Origin of the sequence: Pseudomonas parasichuanensis (genome assembly GCF_021601385.1) — a bacterium.
In the GTDB taxonomy this organism is placed as follows: domain Bacteria; phylum Pseudomonadota; class Gammaproteobacteria; order Pseudomonadales; family Pseudomonadaceae; genus Aquipseudomonas; species Aquipseudomonas parasichuanensis.
The window spans coordinates 1-21,076 of record NZ_BQHO01000010.1; the positions used below are offsets into that span (position 1 = coordinate 1).

The 21,076-nt window shown below is 65.4% G+C and carries 20 protein-coding genes; 7 read left to right on the plus strand and 13 right to left on the minus strand.

Translation table 11 applies throughout. The features are described from left to right. Positions 1-284 precede the first annotated feature (284 nt). Positions 285-452 (minus strand): DUF6026 family protein, encoded by a 168-nt coding sequence (locus L6D77_RS10360; protein ID WP_232884101.1) that lies wholly within the window; start codon positions 450-452, stop codon positions 285-287. A 201-nt stretch (positions 453-653) separates the two neighbouring features. Here L6D77_RS10360 and gnd point away from each other — a divergent pair, with 201 nt between their 5' ends. The 5 genes from gnd (at position 654) to L6D77_RS10385 (ending at position 6,602) form a co-directional block, all read left to right on the plus strand. Beyond that, a complete protein-coding gene (gnd, locus tag L6D77_RS10365; RefSeq protein ID WP_232884102.1) occupies positions 654-1,637 on the plus strand; it encodes a phosphogluconate dehydrogenase (NAD(+)-dependent, decarboxylating) in 984 nt (327 codons plus the stop codon). Beyond that, positions 1,634-3,142: a glucose-6-phosphate dehydrogenase gene (zwf, locus tag L6D77_RS10370; protein WP_232884103.1), complete on the plus strand. Its 1,509-nt coding sequence runs from the start codon at positions 1,634-1,636 to the stop codon at positions 3,140-3,142. The genes gnd and zwf overlap by 4 nt, the downstream gene beginning before the upstream one ends. Positions 3,143-3,241: 99 nt before the next feature. After that, positions 3,242-5,056 carry a glycoside hydrolase family 15 protein gene (locus L6D77_RS10375; protein WP_232884104.1) on the plus strand — a complete coding sequence of 605 codons (1,815 nt, stop codon included), beginning with the start codon at positions 3,242-3,244 and terminating at the stop codon, positions 5,054-5,056. Positions 5,057-5,952: 896 nt separating this feature from the next. Then, the gene (locus tag L6D77_RS10380) at positions 5,953-6,150 is read left to right on the plus strand and encodes a DUF1737 domain-containing protein (RefSeq protein ID WP_232884105.1); all 198 of its coding nucleotides are present in this window, start codon (positions 5,953-5,955) and stop codon (positions 6,148-6,150) included. Then, a complete protein-coding gene (locus L6D77_RS10385; protein ID WP_232884106.1) occupies positions 6,147-6,602 on the plus strand; it encodes a GNAT family N-acetyltransferase in 456 nt (151 codons plus the stop codon). The genes L6D77_RS10380 and L6D77_RS10385 overlap by 4 nt, the downstream gene beginning before the upstream one ends. A gap of 219 nt (positions 6,603-6,821) precedes the next feature. Here L6D77_RS10385 and L6D77_RS10390 read toward each other — a convergent pair whose 3' ends face one another. After that, complete coding sequence (locus L6D77_RS10390) at positions 6,822-7,667, minus strand: EamA family transporter (RefSeq protein WP_232884107.1); 846 nt, start codon at positions 7,665-7,667, stop codon at positions 6,822-6,824. Between the two features lie 107 nt (positions 7,668-7,774). On the opposite strand from L6D77_RS10390, the gene L6D77_RS10395 reads away from it, so the two are divergent. Then, positions 7,775-8,251 carry an Lrp/AsnC family transcriptional regulator gene (locus tag L6D77_RS10395; protein WP_232884108.1) on the plus strand — a complete coding sequence of 159 codons (477 nt, stop codon included), beginning with the start codon at positions 7,775-7,777 and terminating at the stop codon, positions 8,249-8,251. Between the two features lie 376 nt (positions 8,252-8,627). After that, on the plus strand, positions 8,628-8,909 hold the full coding sequence (locus tag L6D77_RS10400) for a hypothetical protein (RefSeq protein WP_232884109.1): 282 nt from the start codon (positions 8,628-8,630) through the stop codon (positions 8,907-8,909). 14 nt (positions 8,910-8,923) lie between these two features. Here the strand turns inward: L6D77_RS10400 and L6D77_RS10405 are convergent, their stop codons facing one another. The 11 genes from L6D77_RS10405 to L6D77_RS10455 all read right to left on the minus strand — a co-directional run bounded on the left by L6D77_RS10405 (position 8,924) and on the right by L6D77_RS10455 (position 20,984). Further along, positions 8,924-9,469, minus strand: a complete 546-nt coding sequence (locus L6D77_RS10405; RefSeq protein WP_232884110.1) for a hypothetical protein — start codon at positions 9,467-9,469, stop codon at positions 8,924-8,926. A 101-nt stretch (positions 9,470-9,570) separates the two neighbouring features. After that, entirely contained in the window at positions 9,571-9,876 is a 306-nt protein-coding gene (locus L6D77_RS10410; protein ID WP_232884111.1) for an NIPSNAP family protein, read from the minus strand. Between the two features lie 69 nt (positions 9,877-9,945). Next, positions 9,946-10,503 (minus strand): lipocalin family protein, encoded by a 558-nt coding sequence (locus L6D77_RS10415; protein WP_232884112.1) that lies wholly within the window; start codon positions 10,501-10,503, stop codon positions 9,946-9,948. 70 nt (positions 10,504-10,573) lie between these two features. Further along, positions 10,574-11,152, minus strand: a complete 579-nt coding sequence (locus tag L6D77_RS10420; RefSeq protein ID WP_232884113.1) for a hypothetical protein — start codon at positions 11,150-11,152, stop codon at positions 10,574-10,576. Positions 11,153-11,276: 124 nt separating this feature from the next. After that, the gene (locus L6D77_RS10425; RefSeq protein WP_232884114.1) at positions 11,277-12,299 is read right to left on the minus strand and encodes an XdhC family protein; all 1,023 of its coding nucleotides are present in this window, start codon (positions 12,297-12,299) and stop codon (positions 11,277-11,279) included. Positions 12,300-12,448: 149 nt separating this feature from the next. Beyond that, positions 12,449-13,789, minus strand: coding sequence for a c-type cytochrome (locus tag L6D77_RS10430; RefSeq protein WP_232884115.1), 1,341 nt, complete (start codon positions 13,787-13,789; stop codon positions 12,449-12,451). A 16-nt stretch (positions 13,790-13,805) separates the two neighbouring features. Next, positions 13,806-16,052 (minus strand): xanthine dehydrogenase family protein molybdopterin-binding subunit, encoded by a 2,247-nt coding sequence (locus L6D77_RS10435; protein ID WP_232884116.1) that lies wholly within the window; start codon positions 16,050-16,052, stop codon positions 13,806-13,808. Further along, a complete protein-coding gene (locus L6D77_RS10440; RefSeq protein WP_110993707.1) occupies positions 16,052-16,507 on the minus strand; it encodes a (2Fe-2S)-binding protein in 456 nt (151 codons plus the stop codon). The genes L6D77_RS10435 and L6D77_RS10440 overlap by 1 nt, the downstream gene beginning before the upstream one ends. 255 nt (positions 16,508-16,762) lie before the next feature. Next, the gene (locus L6D77_RS10445; protein WP_232884117.1) at positions 16,763-18,727 is read right to left on the minus strand and encodes a hybrid sensor histidine kinase/response regulator; all 1,965 of its coding nucleotides are present in this window, start codon (positions 18,725-18,727) and stop codon (positions 16,763-16,765) included. Between the two features lie 128 nt (positions 18,728-18,855). Next, positions 18,856-20,358, minus strand: a complete 1,503-nt coding sequence (gene proP, locus L6D77_RS10450) for a glycine betaine/L-proline transporter ProP (RefSeq protein WP_232884118.1) — start codon at positions 20,356-20,358, stop codon at positions 18,856-18,858. Positions 20,359-20,522: 164 nt separating this feature from the next. Beyond that, positions 20,523-20,984 (minus strand): GNAT family N-acetyltransferase, encoded by a 462-nt coding sequence (locus L6D77_RS10455; RefSeq protein ID WP_232884119.1) that lies wholly within the window; start codon positions 20,982-20,984, stop codon positions 20,523-20,525. Positions 20,985-21,076: the final 92 nt, after the last annotated feature.

The following is a 21,076-nucleotide window of genomic DNA, read 5'->3' on the forward strand; positions in this document are numbered from 1 at the left end:
CCCTTTGCGTTGGCCTACTTAGCTCCTGACCTGCCCGCATTTCGGAAAGTTCGACTTTTTTACGTCACTTTTTCCGAGCAAAACGCGGGCCGAATCTGGAGTGTAGGGGACGAAACGACATTCTTGTGACTTGCTGGTCATTTTTATGGTGACCGTTCGTCCCCGCAAACGTTGGCGGGTGTTACAAAATTTGTACAGGTAGGGACGTGCCGGGTCGGCAGGTGGGGCAGGGGTGAAAACAGGCAGGGCGGGAGCCGGGCGGCTCCCTGCGCAGGGGCGGTGACTCAGAGGCTGGCGGGCTTGCCTTGCAGGCGGGCCTGCTCCAGCAGTTGGTTCAACTGCGCCACTTGCTGGCGCAACTGGTCACGTTCGTCCTTCAATTGGCGCAGTTCATCACGGCGCATGGACACGTAGAGGGTCTGGGTGGGAGTGGCAGGCATCAGGGTACCCATGAGCACACCTCGCAGGGCTGGCTGGTGACAAATCAAAGCGTAGTCGCTTCACGCGGCGCGCATTCTGAATTCTTTCCCTGGCCATGGGAACTTTTTTGTTTATCGTGGTCTCGCCGTTCGTCGGTGAACCCTCGGCGGGTACGCTGGACTAATCTGAAATCCTTAACGGCTGTAATCCATTTCTAACGGGAGCGTCACCACATGCAACTGGGAATCGTCGGGCTGGGCCGCATGGGCGGCAATATCGCAAGGCGGCTGATGCGCGCCGGCCACCGCACCGTGGTGCATGACCGCAACCGTGAAGCAATCACCGGGCTGGAAGGCGAGGGTGCGCAAGGGGCCCACGACCTGGGTGCGCTGGTGCAGAAGCTCAAGGCGCCGCGCGCGGTGTGGGTGATGCTGCCGGCGGGCGAGCCCACCGAACAGACCATCGCCCAGCTGGCCGAGCTGTTGGAGCCGGGCGATGCGATCATCGACGGCGGCAACACGTTCTATAAAGACGACATGCGCCGCGCGGCCGAACTGGCCAAGCATGGCCTGCATTACCTGGACGTGGGTACCTCCGGCGGCGTGTGGGGCCTGGACCGTGGCTACTGCATGATGATCGGTGGCGAGAAGGCAGTATTCGAACGCCTGGAACCGCTGTTCAAGGCCCTGGCCCCCGGCGTCGGCGACATCCCCCGCACCCACGGCCGCAGCGGTGAGCACGAGCGCGCCGAGCACGGCTACATCCACGCCGGCCCACCCGGTGCCGGGCACTACGTGAAAATGGTGCACAACGGCATCGAATACGGCCTGATGCAGGCCTACGCCGAAGGTTTCGACCTGCTGCGCAGCAAGGGCGGCGACGAACTGCCCGAAGACCAGCGCTTCGACCTCAACCTGACCGAGATCGCCGAGGTGTGGCGCCGTGGCAGCGTGGTCACCTCCTGGCTGCTGGACCTGACCGCCGACGCCCTGGTCGCCGACCCACAGTTGTCCGCCTTCAGCGGTTCGGTGTCTGACAGCGGCGAAGGGCGCTGGACCATCGATGCCGCCGTGGAGCAGGCGGTGCCGGTGCCGGTGCTGTCCAGCGCGCTGTTCGCCCGCTTTCGCTCGCGCCAGCAGCAGGGCACCTACGGTGACAAGGTGCTCTCGGCCATGCGCCTGGGCTTCGGTGGCCACGTCGAGAAGAAAGGCGAATGACCAAACCAAGCATCCCTGCCGCTCCACCCTGCACCCTGTTCCTGTTCGGCGCCAACGGCGACCTGGTCAAGCGCCTGCTGATGCCGGCGCTGTACAACCTCAGCCGTGATGGCCTGCTGGACCGCAACCTGCGCATTGTCGGGGTCGATCACAACGCCGCCACCGCCGAAGCCTTCGCCGAGCGCCTGCATGCTTTCATGCTGGAGCGTGACCAGGGCCGCGAAGGCAGCGAGCGCTGCCTGGACGACAAGCTCTGGGCGCGCCTGGCCAAGCGCCTGGACTACCAGACCGGCGACTTCCTCGACCCGGCGACTTACCAGGCGCTGGCCAAACGCATCGACAAGACCAGCCACGGCAACGCCATCTTCTACCTGGCCACCTCGCCGCGCTTCTTCCCGGAAGTGGCCCAGCGCCTGGGCGATGCCGGCCTGCTCGACGAGTCCGCCGGGGGCTTTCGGCGGGTGGTGGTGGAGAAGCCCTTCGGCACTGACCTGGCCAGCGCCGAAGCGCTGAACGCCCGCCTGCTCAAGGTGATGAACGAGCGGCAGATCTACCGCATCGACCATTACCTGGGCAAGGAGACGGTGCAGAACATCCTGGTCAGCCGTTTTTCCAACGGCCTGTTCGAGTCGTTCTGGAACAACCATTACATCGACCACGTGCAGATCACCGCCGCCGAAACCGTCGGCGTCGAGACCCGCGGCGCCTTCTATGACAGCACCGGCGCCTTGCGCGACATGGTGCCCAACCACCTGTTCCAGTTGCTGGCGATGGTCGCCATGGAGCCGCCGGCCGCCTTTGGCGCCGATGCGGTGCGTGGCGAGAAGGCCAAGGTGATCGGCGCCATCCGCCCGTGGACGGCGAGGATGGCGCTGAAGAACTCGGTGCGCGGCCAGTACACCCCCGGCAAACAGGGGCGCAAGCCGCTGGCCGGTTACCGCGACGAGCCTAATGTTGCCAAAGACAGCCAGACCGAGACCTACGTCGCCCTCAAGGTGATGATCGACAACTGGCGCTGGGCCGGCGTGCCGTTCTACCTGCGCACCGGCAAGCGCATGAGCGTGCGCGACACCGAGATCGCCATCTGCTTCAAGCCCGCGCCCTATGCGCAGTTCCGCGAAAGCGAGCTGGAACGGCCCAAGCCCAACTACCTGAAAATCCAGATCCAGCCCAACGAGGGCATGTGGTTCGACCTGCAGGCCAAGCGGCCAGGGCCGGAGCTGGTGATGGAAAACGTCGAGCTGGGGTTCGCCTACAAAGACTTCTTCAAGATGACCCCGGCGACCGGTTACGAGACGTTGATCTACGACTGCCTGACTGGTGACCAGACCCTGTTCCAGCGCGCCGACAACATCGAGAACGGCTGGCGCGCGGTGCAGCCGTTTCTCGATGCCTGGGCAAGCGAGGCGGGCGAGGTGCATGGGTATGCAGCCGGGGAGGATGGCCCGGAGGCTGGTAATGAGCTGCTGACGCGGGACAAGCGCGAGTGGCACAACTTGGGTTGATTGCACGCTCCTACAGAGATCGCGTCAGCCTATATTTCGGCGGAACGACCACCGCCTCCCAGGCATCCAACCTCAGACCCACCCGACCAAGGAGCCCGGATGCCTGCCCCCATCGAAGACTACGCCCTCATCGGCAACTGCCGCAGCGCCGCCCTGGTCAGCCGCGACGGCGCCATCGACTGGCTGTGCCTGCCACGCTTCGACGCCCCGGCCGTGTTCGCGGCATTGCTGGGCAACGAAGAAAACGGCCGCTGGCGCATCGCCCCCAGTGACCCGGTCGAACACTGCACGCGCCGCTACCTCGATGACACCCTGGTGCTGGAAACCCATTGGACCACCGCCAGCGGCCGCGCCCGTGTGCTTGACTGCATGCCCCTGGGGGGCAGCAACGCCATCGTGCGCATCGTCGAGGGCCTGGCCGGCGAAACCGCGTTCGAGATGGACCTGGTGCTGCGTTTCGACTACGGCCGCAGCGTGCCCTGGGTGGAAAAGCTCGACCCGCTGACCCTCAGCGCGGTGGCCGGCCCCGACCGGCTGATACTGCGCAGCAGCGTCGAAACCCATGGCCAGGACCACCACAGCGTCGCCCGTTTTCGCGTGCGCACCGGCGAGCGCCAGGTGTTCAGCCTTTGCCACCAGCCCTCGCACCTGCCCGTTCAGCCCGGTTGCGATGTCGATGATGACCTGGAACAGACCATCGCCCAATGGCAGGCCTTTGCCGCCCGCTGCCCCGACGTTGGCCCTTACACCCATTTGGTGCGCCGCTCGCTGCTGACACTCAAGGCCATGACCTACGCGCCCACCGGCGGCATGGTCGCCGCCGTCACCACCTCGCTGCCCGAACGGGTGGGGGGTGAACGTAATTGGGACTACCGCTACTGCTGGCTGCGTGACGCCACCATGACCTTGCTGGCCCTGATGAACCTCGGCTACTTCGACGAAGCCCAGGCCTGGCGCGAATGGTTGCTGCGTTCGGTGGCCGGCAATCCCGAGCAGATGCAGATCATGTACGGCCTGGCGGGGGAGCGCGACCTGCCCGAGTTCACCTTGCCCTGGCTGGCCGGCTACGAGCACTCCCAGCCGGTGCGCGTCGGCAATGCCGCTTCCGAGCAGCGCCAGCTGGATATCTATGGCGAACTCGCCGACGCCATGACCCAGGCCATCAAGGGCGGCCTGCCGCGTCATCCGCGCAGCTCCGCCATTGCCCGGCTGATCCTGCCCTATGTGGAAAGCATCTGGCGCGAGCCCGACGAAGGGCTGTGGGAAGTGCGCGGCGGCCGCCAGCACTTCGTGCATTCCAAGGTCATGGCATGGGTCGCCTTCGACCGCGCCGCCAGCCTGGCGCAGACCACCGAGGAAGACCGCGAGCGAGGCCGGCACTACCGGCGCGTTGCCGATGAGATCCGCGCTGAGGTCTGCGCTCGTGGCCTGGATCCTTCCGGGCAGCACTTCGTTCAGGCCTATGGCTCAAGCGAGCTGGACGCCAGCCTGCTGCAGGTTGCCCTGACCGGTTTTCTGCCGCCGGATGATCCGCGCTTTCTGCGCACCCTTGAGCAGGTCGAACAGCGCCTGCTGCGCAACGGTCTGCTGCTGCGCTATGACAGCGACAGCTGCAGCGATGGCCTGACGCCGGGGGAGGGCACGTTCCTGGTGTGTTCGTTCTGGTTGGCGGATGTGTATGTGCTGCTGGGGCGCCAGGAAGATGCACAAGCGCTGTATGAGCGGCTGACCGGGTTGTGCAATGACGTCGGATTGCTGGCCGAGCAGTACGACCCGGCGGGTAAGCGGATGCTGGGGAATTTTCCGCAGGCGTTCAGCCATATCGGGATTATCAATACAGCGTTGAATTTGCACCGGGCGCGGTGTCCGGTGCGGGATAGGGCGGGGGGGGTGATGGCTGTGACATCGATCTGATGGCGTTATTTTGCTGTTGGATATTTTGCGGTTGGCCTGTTGCTCAGTTGCTAAGTTGAGAAGTTGTTGTTGGTTGTTTTTAATTTTGTATGTTCATTCATTTGCGATGTCGACGCGTAGTCACCTTTCCGCCCTTACGGCGGCTTGCTTTTTTTCTTGGAAAAAAGTAAGCAAAAACCGCTCGCTCCATTCATACGGCCCTCCGCTGCGCTGCGGGTCCCTTCGCTCCGGCGTCCTGAAGTCGCGAAGTTAGGGGCGGCGCCTGGGCTGGCGTTAGCTGTCGCTAGTTGGATTAAGTGGGAACTCTGGATTGCAATCGCTGGCAAGCCAGCTCCCACAGGGTAATGCGAAAACTTCAGGCTTGCGCCGTACCTGTGGGAGCCGGCTTGCCGGCGATAGGGCCCGAACAAGCAACACATAAACAACAGACAAACTTAGATAACAGCATTTCTGCTCTTGATCTGTTTTTGCTTTTGCTTCTAAGCGCGCAATAGTCCAGGCAACACAAATTGCGACTTCAGGAGGCCGCGCGGGCCCGGAAGGCACCGGAGTCGAGGGGACCCCGGAGCGCAGCGCAGGGGCCGTATGATGGGAGCAGGCGGTTTTGCCTACTTTTTCCGCGGGCGGCGAGCCAAGAAAAAAGTAGGCCGCCGTAAGGGCGGAAAGGTGACTATAAGTCGCCATCGTCGCTGAGTGCGCATACATATATCAAAACCAAGCCGAAGCCATTACCGGCCCGAACACAAAAAACTGACACTCCCCAATCATGAGAACGCTGCAAACCTGACGCCCTGCACCTGGTGGCCCTGACTCAATCCCAAGACGGGCGCCAGAGCGCCATGACATGATGGCCGACCCCGCGCCCATACATGCCCGCATCGAAAAAGGACTGCTCAATGACCTCGCTACCTCCCGACAACCTGCCGGTCTACCGCCTGATCACCGGCAAGGACGACGCCAGCTTCTGCCAGCGCATTTCACAGCTGCTCGCCTTGGGCTACCGACTGCACGGTTCACCCAGCGTCACCTTCGATGCCAGCCTGGGGCACGTGATCGCTGCACAAGCGGTGCTGTGGCCGACGGTGGCGCAATGAGCTCAATCACCCTGCGCAGGGCCGCCATCGAGGATGCCGACGTCATCGCGGCGTTGGTCAGTAAAGCCTACAGCCCTTACATCGCCAGGATTGGTCGCAAACCGGCGCCGATGCTCGATGATTATCAGCAAGTCGTGCGTGAGGACGATGTGTTCGTTGCCACCCTGGCCTCGCGCATCGTCGGGCTACTGGTCATGCGGCAGGAGGGGGGCGAGTTGCTGTTGGTGAACGTCGCTGTATTGCCTGCATGCAAAGGGCAGGGCATCGGGCGGATGCTGATGGACTTCTGCGAGGCACATGCCCGCGCTGCAGGCTGTGAGGCCATCCGGCTCTACACCCACGAGCGGATGACCGAGAACATCGCAATCTATGCCCGGCTGGGTTATCACGAAACGCATCGGGCTGCGCAGGATGGGTTTGCGCGGGTGTTCATGTGTAAGTCATTGCTGTAACCAAGGCCTGCGCTTTAACTGTAGGAGCGGCCTTGTGCCGCGAAAGGGCCGCAGCGCGGCCCCTGGATTTCAGCATTGACGCAACAATCGCCGGGGCTGCTGTGCAGCCCTTTCGCGGCACAAGGCCGCTCCTACAGGGGGCGAGCGAGCAAGTTGGAGCCGGCTGGTTGGCGAGGAGGTCAGAACAGCAAAGTCACTGCCATTGGCAAAGCGCCCTTGCTACCTTGCCCGGCCTACCAACGCGGCTCCCGCACAAGCGGCCGCAATCGCCGCGATCCCCGCACATTGCAGCAGGCTCAATGTCTCGCCCAGCACCAGCCAGCCGGCAATCGCCCCGGCGGCCGGCGAGGCGCTGAGCAGCACACCGAACACGCTCGGCGGCAAATGGCGCATGGCGAACATGTCCAGCAGGAAGGGCAGGGTGCTGGACAGCAATGCCACCGCCAGCCCCACGGCCAGTACCGTGGGTTGCAATAACTGGCTGCCGGCCTGCAACGTGCCCAGCGGTACGCCCAGCATCGCCGCCACCAGCATGCCGCTGGCCACTGCCTGGCGCCCGTGCACCGCCACCCGCGTGCCCAGGGTCACATACAGGCCCCAGGCCAGCGCGGCGGCCAGGGCATAGGCCACGCCGCGCAGGTCCAGCCCGTCTGCACCGGCCCCCCAGGGCAGCAGCACCAGGCCGAACGCCGACAGGGCGATCCACAACAAGTCGATGCGCCGCCGCGAGCTCAACAAGGCGACGCCCAGTGGGCCGATCACTTCAATCGATACCGCGATGCCCACCGGGATGTACAGGAACGCCCGGTAGATCAACAGGTTCATCAAGCCCATCATCAGCCCGTAGCCGACCAGGTCGCGCAGGTTGGCCTGGCGCCAGATGCGCCACGGGCGCAACACTGCCAGTAGAATCACCGCCGAGAGGCCCAGGCGCAGCGCAGCCACGCCTTCCGGCCCCACCAGGGGGAAGATGGCCTTGCCCACGGCGGCGCCCGATTGCACCGACACCAGGCCCAGCAGGGCAGCAAAGATGGGGGTGAATGCCCCCGGGTTGGCTTGGCGCACAGCGACCTCCACGCAGATTCGTGGCAGGATTTTACTGTGCAGGCCGTGAAGCATTGGCTGTATAACGCGCCGCAGGATGAGTGAATTGCTTTATTCGGACCCAGAACATGAATGATTTGCCCAAGCGCCCGCTCGACAGCTTCGACCAGGCGATCCTGCGCATGCTGCAACAGGACAACAAGACGTCGCAGCGGGTGATCGCCGAGGCCATCGGCCTGTCGACCCCCGCCGTGCAGCGCCGCATCACCCAGCTCGAAGCCAGCGGGGTGATTCTGGCCAATACCGCCGTCATCGCCCCGGAGGCGCTGGGCCAGGAGCTCACCGCCATCGTCGAGTCGCGCCTGTGCGACGACCGTTCGCTGGTGATGGACCGCGCCAAGCGTTACTTCGCCGGCGTGCCCGAGGTACAGCAGTGTTACTTCGTCAGTGGCGGGGTGTCGTTCATCATTGTCATGCTCGCGCGCAACGTCGCGCATTTCGAAAAGCTGGTCAGGCAGCATTTTGCCGACAACCAAGATATCCAGACCTACCGCACGCTGATCGTGCTGGACAAGGTGAAAGTGGGGTTGGAGGTGGCAGTGTAGGCTGGCTTCCAGGGTGTGCCTGTTGGCGTCTGCCCTGTGGGAGCAACAGCTTTCTGTAGGAGCGGACGTGCAAGTCCATCGAGCGGGAGCCGGCCTGCAGGCGATGAGTACAGTGCAAGCAACACAAGCCAGTTGCACCGAAGGATGATCTGCGGTGTCGAGAAGTGTGACGCATTACGTCACAAACCTTGCTTTGCGATCGTTAGCTCATACGCAGATCGCGCGGCTGCAGCAGGCAGCCTGAAGCGCCTCGACCGCAAGCTATCCGAACGGGTGGCAAGGTGAGGAAAACGGCCTATCCTGCCTACTGATCCCGAGGCCAGGGAAAAGGGCCGTGCAGGCCCTTTTGCCGTTTCGATGACAGAAGGAGCCTGCCATGCCCCGTCACGCCGCCAATCCCCAATCCCATGACGCCGGCCTGCTGCGCTGGCTCGGTGAAGCATTCACTGCCACCGAGCGCCAGCACATCCTGGTAGAGGCGCTGGCTACCCGTAACAACAGGCTGGTGGACCCCTACAGAAGCGATGATTACCGGGTGACGTTCGAAGACGAGCACGTGCTGATCGAGCGCCATGACGACAAGGACCAGCCTGCTGTACGTGTGCCGCTGGACGTGTTCATCGCGGCACTGCAGGCATGGCAGCAGCCCGACGCCTGACCGGGCTGCCCCCTTTACACATCGCTGTCACTGAGCACGCAGTGCGCGACCCCTTTGACCCCACTGGCATGGGCGCTGACATGGCGCACCTTGAACCCGGGGCTCTGCACCGTCGCCTTGGGCGTCCAGCCATCGCCGTTGTCGACCTGGTAGCTGATCGAGCCATCGGCATGCCAGGCCAGGCGCAGGCCGTACTGGTCATTGCGATTGGGCACGGTGAGGAAGTGATCGCTGATGACGGCAGTGTCGTTGACGAAAGTGCGCAGGTGGAACGTACGTTGATCGCTGCCGTTGACCTGCGGTGAGCTGGACAGGAACAGGGTGTAGTCCTCGCGCTCGTCCTGGGCGGCAGCGAGGATCACCGAGGGCACCCATTTGTCGCCGGTGTGGTTTTCCTCGATGCTCACCTGGCAGGTCAGTTGGCCGCGGTCGCCCACGTATTCACGCAGGAAGTTGTGGTACCGACCATATGGCACATCGAACGCCAGGCGTTGGCCTGGCGTGCAGCCGAGCAACAGGCCCAGGCCAGCCATACCCACTGTTCTTGCGAGATTCTTCACGTTGCGTTCCTTGCTTTGGGAGGGTCATTTGGCGGGGCGCAAGGCTAGCGTCGCGGCCTGCCCGGCGCAACCACGACAGACGCGACGCCAGTTGCCGAAGCTCAGCCGTGCACGGGCCGCAGGAAGCTGCGTTCGTAGCTGAGGATGAAGCGCTGCTCGGTGGCCAGGGCGAAGGCGGCGATGCACTCGGGATCGCTTTCCGACGCCGTGCGGTACTGCTCGTAGGCGGCGAGGCTTGGGAAGCTGAACAAGGCGTAGGCGACGTTGTTGGCGCCTTCGCTGGGCAGGAAGTAGCCGTGGTGCGTGCCGCCCATGCGGTTGACCAGGCCGATCCACAACTTGCCGTAGGCCTCGAAAGCAGGGATCTGATACGGGTCGATGATGTACTTGAGGTGGCAGGTGATCATTGCACGCAATCCTTTGGGTGAGCCGGGGAGGCTCACCTTACAGGGGGCGGCGGCGGGCGTCGATGGGCGTTACGGCGTGTCAGCCTGGCGCCAGATCAGCTGATCGGTGGGGTAGCCCTGCTCGCGCGCCCGTTGCAGCAACTGCTCGCGGGTCTGGCTGCTGACCGTCGGGCTGCGCGACAGCAGCCACAGGTATTCGCGGTTGGGGTGGCCGACCAGTGCCACGCGGTAGTCCGGGTCGTGGTACAGCACCCAGTACTCGCCCTTGGTCAGGTCGGGCGCGAGGCGGCTGAACCAGTTGTCGAAACGCACCCAGAGCTTGTCGGTGCGCCCGGGCACCTGCGCCTGGGCGATACCGTGGGCGCTGTTCCACTGGCCGTCCTGTTCCTTGCAACGGTTGTCGACGTCGATCTGGCCATCCTCGCGCAGCCCATAGCGCGCCTCGGACTGCACGCAGTTGCGCTGGAAGAACATCGGCAGCCGCGCCAGTTCGTACCAGGTGCCCTGGTAGCGTTGCAGGTCGACTTGCTGGGTCGTGGGGGGCGGCAGGTGCTGCTCCTTTGAGCTGGAGCAGCCGGCCACTGCGAGGGTCAGGCAGGACAGCAGCAAAGCCGTGCGCATCGTCATGGGTAGCTCCTGGCAAGGTGAGGGGTCACCTGATGTTCGATGCGCAGGCCGGGCAAAAGGTTTTACCGGATCACCGCGAAGTTTCGATGCGCAGCACTTCGGTGTAGATGGCGTCCACCGTCTGGTCGACCTTGAGGTTCTTCATGCGTGCCTGCAGATCGGGGTTCTCGACCTTGACCACCTGCAGCTTGCCTTCGGGCGGCAGCAGGGTGACTTCGTGGGTCTTGAGGTCGATCTTCTTGATCTGCGAGGTGACCTTCACCTGGCGGAAGGCTTCGCCGCCCGGGTTGGGGTTGTCCTTGGTGGCGCGAATGGTGCCGGCCTCTTCCGAAGCTTTCGGTGCGCCGCCGACGTTGGTGTTGAGCACGTAGGCGACGGCACGGGTCACGTAGATGTCGACCTTGTCGCCAACCTTGAGGTTGGGCAGGGCCTTGGCCTTTTCCGTGAGCTGGAAGGTCACGTCCTTGTCGTGGGGGCCCTTGACCGTGACCTGGCGGTTGGCCTGGTCGATGGCGGTCACCTGGGTACTGACATGGCTTTCCAGCGCTTCACTGGCGATGGGCAATTCGGCGGCGTGGGCGGTGAAACTGGCGACGGACACCAGCGAGGCGAGCGCAACGGCGCGGGCGAGGGTGCGGGTTGGATTCATTGGCCTGTCTTCCTTGTGGTCGTTACCGGTGAGTGGCATGCGAGGTTCAAGCATAGTCACAGGTTGGCTGGCGTGTGAGCGACCTTGTGTCGCGGGTGCAGGTAATGCGCCTGAGGTGACCGCCTCAGGCCGCAGGTGCCGGCGTTTCGCGATCACCTTTGGCCATGACGACAGTGACCGCGCTGGGCAACGCCACCGCATTCTTCGCCGCCAGTACCTCGGCCATCACGCTGACCGCGATCTCCGCCGGGGTCTTGCTGCCGATGTAAATGCCGATCGGCCCGTGCAGGCGTTCAAGCGATTGCTCGGTCTCGCCAAAATGCTCGATCAGCCGTTCGCGACGCAGCTGGCTGTTGCGCCGCGAACCGATGGCGCCGACGTAGAACGCCGGGCTGTGCAGGGCTTCGAGCAGGGCCAGGTCGTCGAGCCTGGGGTCGTGGCTGACGGCGATGATGCAGGTGCGCAAGTCGGCCCGGAAGGCGCGCACCACGTCGTCCGGCATGCCTGCGAGGTGCTCGACGCCGGCCACCGCCCAGCTGGCCAGGTACTCCGGGCGCGGGTCGCACACCGCCACCCGGAAGCCGTTGAACAGGGCCATGGTCGCCAGGTATTCGGCCAGCGCGCCGGCGCCGATCAGCAGCATGCGGTAGCCGGGGCCGAGGATGTTGCGCATGTGCTGGCCGTCGAAACTGAACTGTGCCGGGGTGGCGGTGGCCTGGAGGGTAACGCTGCCATCGTCCAGGGCAAGGTCGCGGCGTACCAGTTGGCCGCTGTCGAGTTGTTCGAGCAACCGCTGCAACAGCTGTGGCTCGGGGTTGAACTCGAGGATCAGCTCCAACGTGCCGCCGCAGGGCAGGCCAAAGCGGTGCGCCTCGTCGGCGCTGATGCCATAGCGGACCATCTCGGGGGCGCCGTCGGGCAGCCCGGGGCCGCCGTGGGCGCTGGTGTAGCGCTGGATCAGGTCGTCTTCGATGCAGCCGCCGGAGACGCTGCCAACCACCCGGCCATCGCCGCGCAGGGCCATCATCGAGCCCACCGGGCGCGGCGACGAGCCCCAGGTGCGGGCCACGGTGGCGAGCAGCACGCGGTGATTGGCCTTGAGCCAGTCGTGGGCGGTGCGCAGGACCAGCAGGTCGATGCTTTCCATGGATGTGTTGTGACCTCGTTATCTGGTGCACCACGATTGCGGCCTGGTGCGTGCCCTGTGGGAGCGGGTTCACCCGCGAATGCTGCGTTAGCCCCACCGACGCCTTCGCGGGTAAACCCGCTCCCACAGAGGCCATTTCAGCCGTGCCATCAGCGCATGTGCAAGATGATCGGGCTGCTGCTGGCCGGGTCGGTGTGCCCGCGCAGCTTGCCCACCGCCTGCGCATCCACCGCAGCGCCATGGTTGCCCCAGGTGCCGCGGGCAAAACTCAACACCTCGGCAATCTCGCGGTCCGACAGCTGCTCGCGAAACGCCGGCATGCGGTAGGCATCCGGCACCCCGGCGGCGACGATGCGCTGCGAGCCGTTGAGGGTGATGTTGATCGCCGAGGCGTTTTCGCTGGCCAGCATCGAGGTGGCGCCCGCCAGCGGCGGCATCCACTCGGCCTGGCCCTGGCCATCCAGGCCATGGCAGCTGGCGCAGCGGGTCACGTAGGTATGCGCACCGGGCGCCTCCAGGTTGCTGGCGGCGGACACGGCCTGGTACTGCCAGGGCGCGCCGTCGCGCTGCGGGTCGCCCGGCAGCGATTTCAGGTAGCGGGCAATGGCGGCCAGGTCATCGTCGGCCATGAACTGCGTGGAGTTGTTGAACGCCTCGGTCATCGAGCCGTATACCACCGCGTGCTGGTTGCGCCCGGTCTTGAGGAACTGCACGATCTGCGCCTCGCTCCAGCGGGCCAGCCCGGTGTTAGGGTCCTGGCGCAGGCTGGGCGCGTACCAGCCGTCGAGCAGGGCACCGGCGAGAAAGGGCACGCCAGCCTCGTCCAGCGCCTTCTCGTTGAACGCCACGCCCCGCGGAGTGTGGCAACTGCCGCAGTGGCCGGGGCCCTGGACGATGTAGGCGCCACGGTTCCACAGCGCATCCTGCCCGGGTTTCTGTGCATAGGGCGTGTTCGGCGCGAACAGGCCATTCCACAGGGCGATCGGCCAACGCAGGTTCAACGGCCAGGGGATGCTGCTGGGGATGTTGGCCTGGTTCGCCGGCTGCACGCCCTGCATGAAGAACGCATACAGCGCGCGCAGGTCGTCATCGCTGAGCTTGGCGTAGGACGGGTAGGGCATGGCCGGGTACAGCCGGCGCCCGCCCGGGGCGACGCCGTGGCGCACGGCGCGGTCGAAGTCGGCCAGGCCGTAGCCGCCGATGCCGTGCTCGCGGTCGGGGGTGATGTTGGTGGCATGGATCGCCCCCAAGGGCGTGGCCATCTCAAGCCCACCGGCGAACGGCGCCTGGCCGGGCAGGCTGTGGCAGGCCACGCAGTCGCTGAGCCGGGCAATGTATTCGCCACGGCTGACCAGCGCCGCGCCCACCGGGGTGTCGGCTGTGAAGGGCGAGGCAGGCTCGCGGGTGACGTACCAGGCCAGCAGGCCTGCCGCGACCAGGCACGGCAGGGCCAGCCAGCCCGCGGTTGTTGCGAAGCGACGGTTGTTCATGGGCGGTCCTGTCGGGTCAGCTGAAGCTGTAGTGGCTAAGGGGCAGGCTGCGGATGCGCTGGCCGGTCAACCGTGCCACCGCGTTGGCCACCGCAGGCGCCACCGCCGGCAATGGCGGTTCGCCAATGCCGCCCATCTTCGCGCCGCTCTCGACGATGCGCACATGCACCCGGGCCATGCGCGACGGCGGCAGGATCGGGTACAGGTCGTAGTTGCGCGCCTTCGGCATGCCGTTAAGCCACACCGCTTCCTCCACCAGCGCCTGCGACAGCCCCAGCGCCACCGCGCCGTTGACCTGGGCCTCGATGATCGCCGGGTTGACGATGCTGCCCGGGTCGATGGCCTGCCAGATGTCGTGCACCTTCACCTGGCCGCCGTCGATCGACACCTCGGCGATCACCGCCGCCTCCGAGCCGAACGGCGAGGCCATGGCCACGCCCCGGGCGCGCTTGCTGCCGTCTTCGGCGGTGAACGGCCCGCGTTTCCAGCCGCCGGACAGCTCGCCCACCGCTTGCAGCAGATGGGTCAGGCGCTGGTTGTCGCGCAGCAGGTGCAGGCGCAGCTCGAACGGGTCGTGGCCGCCCTTGTCGGCCAGTTCATCGAGGAAGGCTTCATAGAAGAAGTCGTTCAGCGAATTGCCCACCGAGCGCCAGTAGCCGAGCATGGCCGGGCCTTTCACATAGACCTGCGCAATGCGCTTGTTGGCGATGGCGTAGGCCTTGCCCGACAACCCTTCGAGGGCGGTGGGGTCGAGTTTTTCGCCCTGCTGGCCGGCCAGGGCTTCGGTCGGGCCTTCGGTGGCGCTGACGGCCTCGATGGCCACCGGGAAGCCTTCGGCGTCCAGCCCGGCGCAGAACTTGACCGCAGCCACCGGGCGCAGCACATCGCGCAGGAATTCTTCCTCACGGGTCCAGATCAGTTTCACCGGGCGCCCGACCGCCTTGGCCAGGGCGATGGCCTGGGGGTAGGGGTTGGCTGAGTCGTAGAGGAAATGCCGGCCGAAGAACCCGCCCAGCAACGGTGAATGCAGGGTGACCTGCGCAGGGTCCAGGCCGGTGCGTTTGGCGATGTCGTCACGGAACATGTCCGGCGCCTGGTTGGGCAGCCACACCTCCAGCGTGCCGTCGGGGTTGAACCGCGCAGTGGCGGAGGGTGGCTCGAGCTGGGCGTGGTTGAGGTACTGGTTGTGGTAGCTGGCCTCGAGCGTGCTCTTGGCACTGGCCAGGGCGGCGGCCACATCGCCTTCATGCTCGTCGTCGCGGGGTGTGCCGGGCTGGCTGGCCAGGTGTTCGAGCCAGGCGGCGCTGGAAAAGTCCGCCGGCATCGGCCGCACCTTGCTGTCGGCGCCGGGCTCCTTCCAGTCCACCTGCAAGGCTTCGACCGCACGTTTGGCGTGCCACCAGCGTTCGGCGACCACCGCCACCGCACCGGGCAGCTGATGCACCGAGTGCACGCCCTTCATGGTTTTGACCTGGTCTTCGTTGCGCAGGCTGCCCACCGTCATGCCCAGGCGCGGCGCATGCTGCACGGCGGCGTGGAGCATGCCGTCGAGCTTGACGTCGATGCTGTAGACGGCCTTGCCGGTGGACTTGTCGTAGGCATCCAGGCGCGCTACCGGCTTGCCGATCCAGCGGAACTGGCTGGGGTCGCGCAGGGTGATGCCGGCTGGGTCCGGCACCGGCAGGTCCATGGCGCGGCTGGCCAGTTCACCGTAGGCCAGCGAACGGCCCGAGGCCGCATGGATCACCTTGCCCGGTTCGGTGCTCAGTTCGCTCACCGGCACCCCCCACTGCTCGGCGGCGGCCTGCATCAGCATGGCCCGGGCCAGCGCACCGAGGCGGCGCATGGTCGGGTAGCTCATGCGCACCGACATGCTGCCACCGGTAATGCGCATGCCGTTTTCCATCACCACGTAGGCCTCGCCGGGCGGGGCGCTGTCGACCACGAAGCTGGCCGGGTCAGCGTCCAGCTCTTCGCCGACAATCTGCGCCATGGCCGTGAAGGTGCCCTGGCCGCCTTCCATGAACGGGCTGAGCAGGCGGACGGTGCCGTCCGGGCGTATTTCCAGGAACGCCGGCACCTGGGTGCCGCGCTGGGCAGTTGCCGCCGCGGCCTGTACCCGTGGCGTCCCCAGCGGCAGGCCGAAGCCCAGCACCAGGGCGCCCACGGCGGTGCCCGCGAGGAAGCGCCGGCGCGACAGGTTGACGGTTTCGCCCACGGGCAGCTTGAGCAGGTCCTCGGGGGTGTCGATGCGCGTGCTCATCAGGCGTTCTCCCCTTGGGCCAGTGCATGCACGGCGGCATGGATGGCGTTGTAGGTGCCGCAGCGGCACAGGTTGACCATCGCCGCGTCGATCTGTGCATCGCTGGGTTTGGCGGTGTGCTTGAGCAGCGCGGTGGCGGCCATCACCTGGCCGGACTGGCAATAACCGCACTGCGCCACCTGGTGCTCGACCCAGGCCGCCACCACCCGCTTGCCGATGGCGTCGGCTTCGATCGCCTCGATGGTGGTCACCTCGCGGCCCACCACCCCGGCCACCGGCGTCACGCAGGCGCGCACCACGTTGCCGTCCACCAGCACCGAACAGGCGCCGCACTGGGCCAGGCCGCAGCCGTACTTGGTGCCGGTCAGGCCAAGATCGTCACGGATCACCCACAGCAACGGGGTGTCGGCTTCGGCGTCAACCTGGTAGGTCTTCTGGTTGATTCGTAGTTCCATGATGGTGGGCTCCATGGCTCATCGTGCTGATCATCGGTTGATGGCGTATCGTTATGGGCAGGGCGGCGCAGCGAGGCGCTGCCTCTGTGGGCAACAGTTGTCGAACCTCAGCGAACTCTAGTCCTGGCGCGTCGGGTTGCCCATCCATGGGCCTGCAGGTTCAGAGGATCAGGCAAGCATTCCAGCGGATTGCGCTAGTGCGGCAAGCCCCACAGGGTTCGCACGCAACCTGTAGGAGCGGCCCATGTGGCCCGTTCAGGCCGGCTTGATCGCGGCCTCGAACGCACGCAGCAACTGATCGACCGAGTACGGTTTGTTCAGCACCTCCACGCCGGGCTGCGCATCCTCTGCCAGCAGCTGGCTGTAGCCGCTGGTCAGCACCAGCGGGATGTCGGGCCAGCGCCGCTTGATGGTGCGGGCAAGCTCGATACCGCTGACCCCAGGCATGACCACATCCGACAGCACCAGGTCGATGCGCGGCTGGCCAGCCTCCAGCAGCGCCAGGGCGCTGACGCTGTCGTGGGCCAGGCAGGTGGCGTAGCCCATGTCAGCCAGCAGGGTGGCGGTGAATTCACGCACCTGCAGGTTGTCCTCGACCACCAGGATGCGGCCCTTGGGTTGCGCTACGTTAGCGCCGGGCAGCACTGCCAGGTCGGGTGCAGGGGCAGCCACCGCCGGCAGTGACACATTGAAGGTCGTGGCCTTGCCCGGCGTGCTCTGCACGCTGATCGCGCCACCGGACTGGTGCACGAAGCCGTACACCTGGGACAGCCCAAGGCCGGTGCCCTTGCCGACTTCCTTGGTGGTGTAGAACGGGTCGAAGATCCGCTCCAGGTCGGCGGCGGCGATGCCGTGGCCGTGGTCGGTCACGGCGATGTTGACCTGGCCATCGGTGATGTCGAGGGTGATGTTGATGGTGCCTTGCCCCTGCATGGCATCGCGGGCATTGACCACCAGGTTGACCAGGGCGGTTTCGAACTGGTTCAGGTCCGCCTCGATGTAGCAGGGCTGCGCGGGGCCCTGCACCAGCACCTGCATGTGCGCACCGACGATGCTGCGCAGCATTTCGGCGATCTGTTCGACCTGATGCAGCACCGGGAACACTTCCGGGTGCAGTGCCTGGCGGCGGGCGAAGGCCAGCAGTTGGCTGGTGAGCTTGGCGGCGCGGTCGGTGGTGTCGAGGATGGCGTCCAGGTAACGCTGCTGGCGTTCGGCGGGCAGCGGCTTGCGGCGCATCAGCTCGGCGGCGTTGCGGATCACCGTGAGCAGGTTGTTGAAGTCGTGGGCCACACCGCCAGTGAGCTGGCCGATGGCTTCGAGCTTCTGCATCTGGCGCATCTGCGCTTCGGCCGCCTGCAGCTCGCGTGAGCCCGTCTGCACCTGCACTTCCAGCGCTTCGTTGAAGCTGCGCAGTTGTTGCTCGGCGCCATGGCGGTCGTGCACGTCCACCGCGGTGCCGTACCAGCGCAGCAGGGTGCCGCTCTCGGGGTCGCGGTAGGGCTGGGCGCGCACCATGAACCAGCGGTAGCTGCCATCGTGGTGGCGCAGGCGGTGTTCGCTCTCGAACACCTGGCCGCTGGCGCGGGCCTGGGCAAAGCCCTGCTCGACGGCGGCGATGTCGTCGGGGTGCACGCAGGTTTCGGCGTACCAGTGGAAGGCCCCTTGTTGGCCGGTTTCGCCGAAATAGTCGTGCCAGCGCTGGTTGAAAAACTCGAAGCGCCCATTCTGGTCGGTCACCCAGACCAATTGCGGCACGGTGTCGGCGATGGTCTTGAACGCCGCTTCGCTCTCGCGCAGGCGGGCCATCATCTCGTGCTGCTGGGTCACGTCCACCGCAGCGCCGAACCATTCGACGATCGCGCCGTTGTCGTCGAAGATCGGCATGGCCCGCGACAAGGTCCAGCCAAAGCGACCGTCCGACAGCTGCACGCGGTGTTCCAGTTCGAAGATGGCCCGGTCGGCCACCGCGTCGGCGATGGCGGCAAGCACCTTGGGCCGGTCTTGCGGGGCGATATAGCTTTCGAGCCACTGCGGGTTGGGTTGCCGGGAGTCTTGCAAAAAACCCTCGCCGCTGAGTTCGTACATTACCTGCCAGTCAGGGCTCATGCGGTAGATCGCGGTGCTGCTCGCGGTCACCAGCGCCCGCAGGCGCAACTCACTGTCCAGCAGCGCGCCGCCTAAAGTGGGGAGTGCCGGGGGTTCTGGTCGGCTGTTGGGCATGTGTAATCGTCCTGAAGTCGAGGGTGCCTGGCGAGCTCCTCAGGTGCGCTCGCCCGTTGATCGAATGTTCAGATTAGCTGCTGCGCCGCCGCTTTGCCGGGGGTGGCTTACCAGTGGCATGGCGCCCTTCAGTCGATGCGTGGATGCTGCTGGGCCAGGGTGTTGCGCTTGGCTTCAAGCTCGGCGATCTGTGCGTCGATGTCTTCGATTTTCTGCTCGATATTGTCGTGATGCTCCTGCAACAGTTCGCGCGCCTCGGCCAGGTCCGACGCCGCCGGCGCTGCGCCGCGCAGCGGGCGGTTGGCGGTTTCCTTCATGGTCAGGCCGGTGAAAAGGCCGATCAGGGCGATGACCATCAGGTAATAGGCCGGCATGTACAGGTTGTCGGTGCTCTCCACCAGCCAGGCGGCGATGGTCGGGGTAAGGCCTGCGATCAGCACCGAGATATTGAAGGCGCTGGCCAGGGCGCTGTAGCGGATATGGGTGGGGAACATCGCCGGCAGGGTCGAGGCCATCACGCCGATGAAGAAATTCAGCAGCACGGCCAGGATCAACAGGCCCGCGAAGATCACCGCCAGCTTGCCGCTGGTGATCAGCATGAACGCCGGGATGGCGAACAGGAACAGGCCGACGCTGCCGACGATGATGAACGGCTTGCGCCCCCACTTGTCGCTGAGCAAGCCGATGATCGGCTGCACGAACAGCATGCCGACCATGATCGCGATGATGATCAGTACCCCGTGGTCCTCGCTGTAATGCAGGTTGTGTGAAAGGTAGCTGGGCATGTAGGTGAGCAGCATGTAGTAGGTGACGTTGGTGGCAATCACCACGCCTATGCAGGTCAGCAAGCTGCGCCAGTGCTGGGTGGCAACCTCCTTGAACGACACTTTCGGGCCGCTGGCCAGGCCCTCGCGGTCGCCTTGTTCGAGGCTGTCGACGTGTTGCTGGAAGGCCGGCGTTTCTTCCAGCGCATGGCGCAGGTACAGGCCGATCAGGCCCAGCGGCAGGGCCAGGAAGAACGGCAGGCGCCAGCCCCAGTCGAGGAACTGCTGTTCACCGAGCACCGTGGAGATCAGCACCACCACCCCGGCGCCCAGCACAAAGCCGGCAATTGAACCGAAGTCCAGCCAGCTGCCGAGGAAGCCGCGCTTGCGGTCCGGGGCGTATTCGGCGACGAAGATCGATGCGCCGGTGTATTCACCGCCCACCGAGAACCCCTGGGCCATCTTCGCCAGTAACAGCAGGATCGGCGCCCAGATGCCGATGCTGGCGTAGGAGGGGATCAGGCCGATGGCGAAAGTGCTCAGCGACATGATCACGATGGTCGCGGCCAGCACCTTCTGGCGCCCATAGCGGTCGCCCAGGGCGCCGAAGAACAGCCCGCCCAGCGGGCGGATCAGGAACGGCACCGAGAAGGTCGCCAGCGCCGCGATCATTTGCACGCTGGGGCTGGCATTGGGGAAGAACACCTTGCCCAGGGCGTAGGCGACGAAGCCATAGACGCCGAAATCGAACCATTCCATGGCATTGCCCAGGGCGGCGGCGGTGATCGCCTTGCGCATCTTGGCATCGTCGACGATGGTGATGTCGTTCAGGCCGATCGGTTGGACGGGGTTGCTGCTCGGGTTCATGGGCCGGGGTCCTTGTGGCAGAGCGGTTGACGGTATGGCCATGGCTGGCCAGGGGGTCTAAGGCATCTGATACGCCGGCGCGCTAAATAATTCCGCGCGGGGTAATACGGGCCAGATGTGCTGGCCAACCGTTGCTTGAACCCGCGCGGCCTTGCCGGCGTGCGTCACCCCAACTCGCGTGCCATCAAGCTATGTTCCTCGCCCCAGGCTTCGAAGCGCTCCAGCGGTTTCCAGCCGCGCTTGGCGTAGTACGCCTGCTGGTCGTGGGTATGCAGGTACAAGGTCGGTACGCCGGTCATACGTGCCTGCTCGCAGATGCCGTCGATCAGCCTTTCGGCCAGGCCCTGGCCACGCGCCTCCGGGGTGACGAACACGCAGGCCAGCCAAGGACCGAGTTCGGGGCGTTCGGGCAGGTCGTCAGCGGCCAGCGCGGCGCTGCCCATCAATTGATCGCCGTCGAGGGCGATCAGGCAGCGCCATTGGCCATTGTGCTGGCCTTCGGCGAACAGCCGTTGCCAGTCGGGCAGGGGCAGGTCGGTGAATTCGTAGTGGAACTGTTGGTGCAGCCAGCGTGCCAGGGTGTCGCTGTGCTGCATGTGGTTTTCGAGCCAGTCCAGGCGGAGCATGGGCATTCCTTTTGAAGGGGGCCGTGTTGCAGGCCAGTGATACCGCCGCAGCGGCGCTCGCGTATGATGGCGCACTTTTTGGCCTGGGCGCT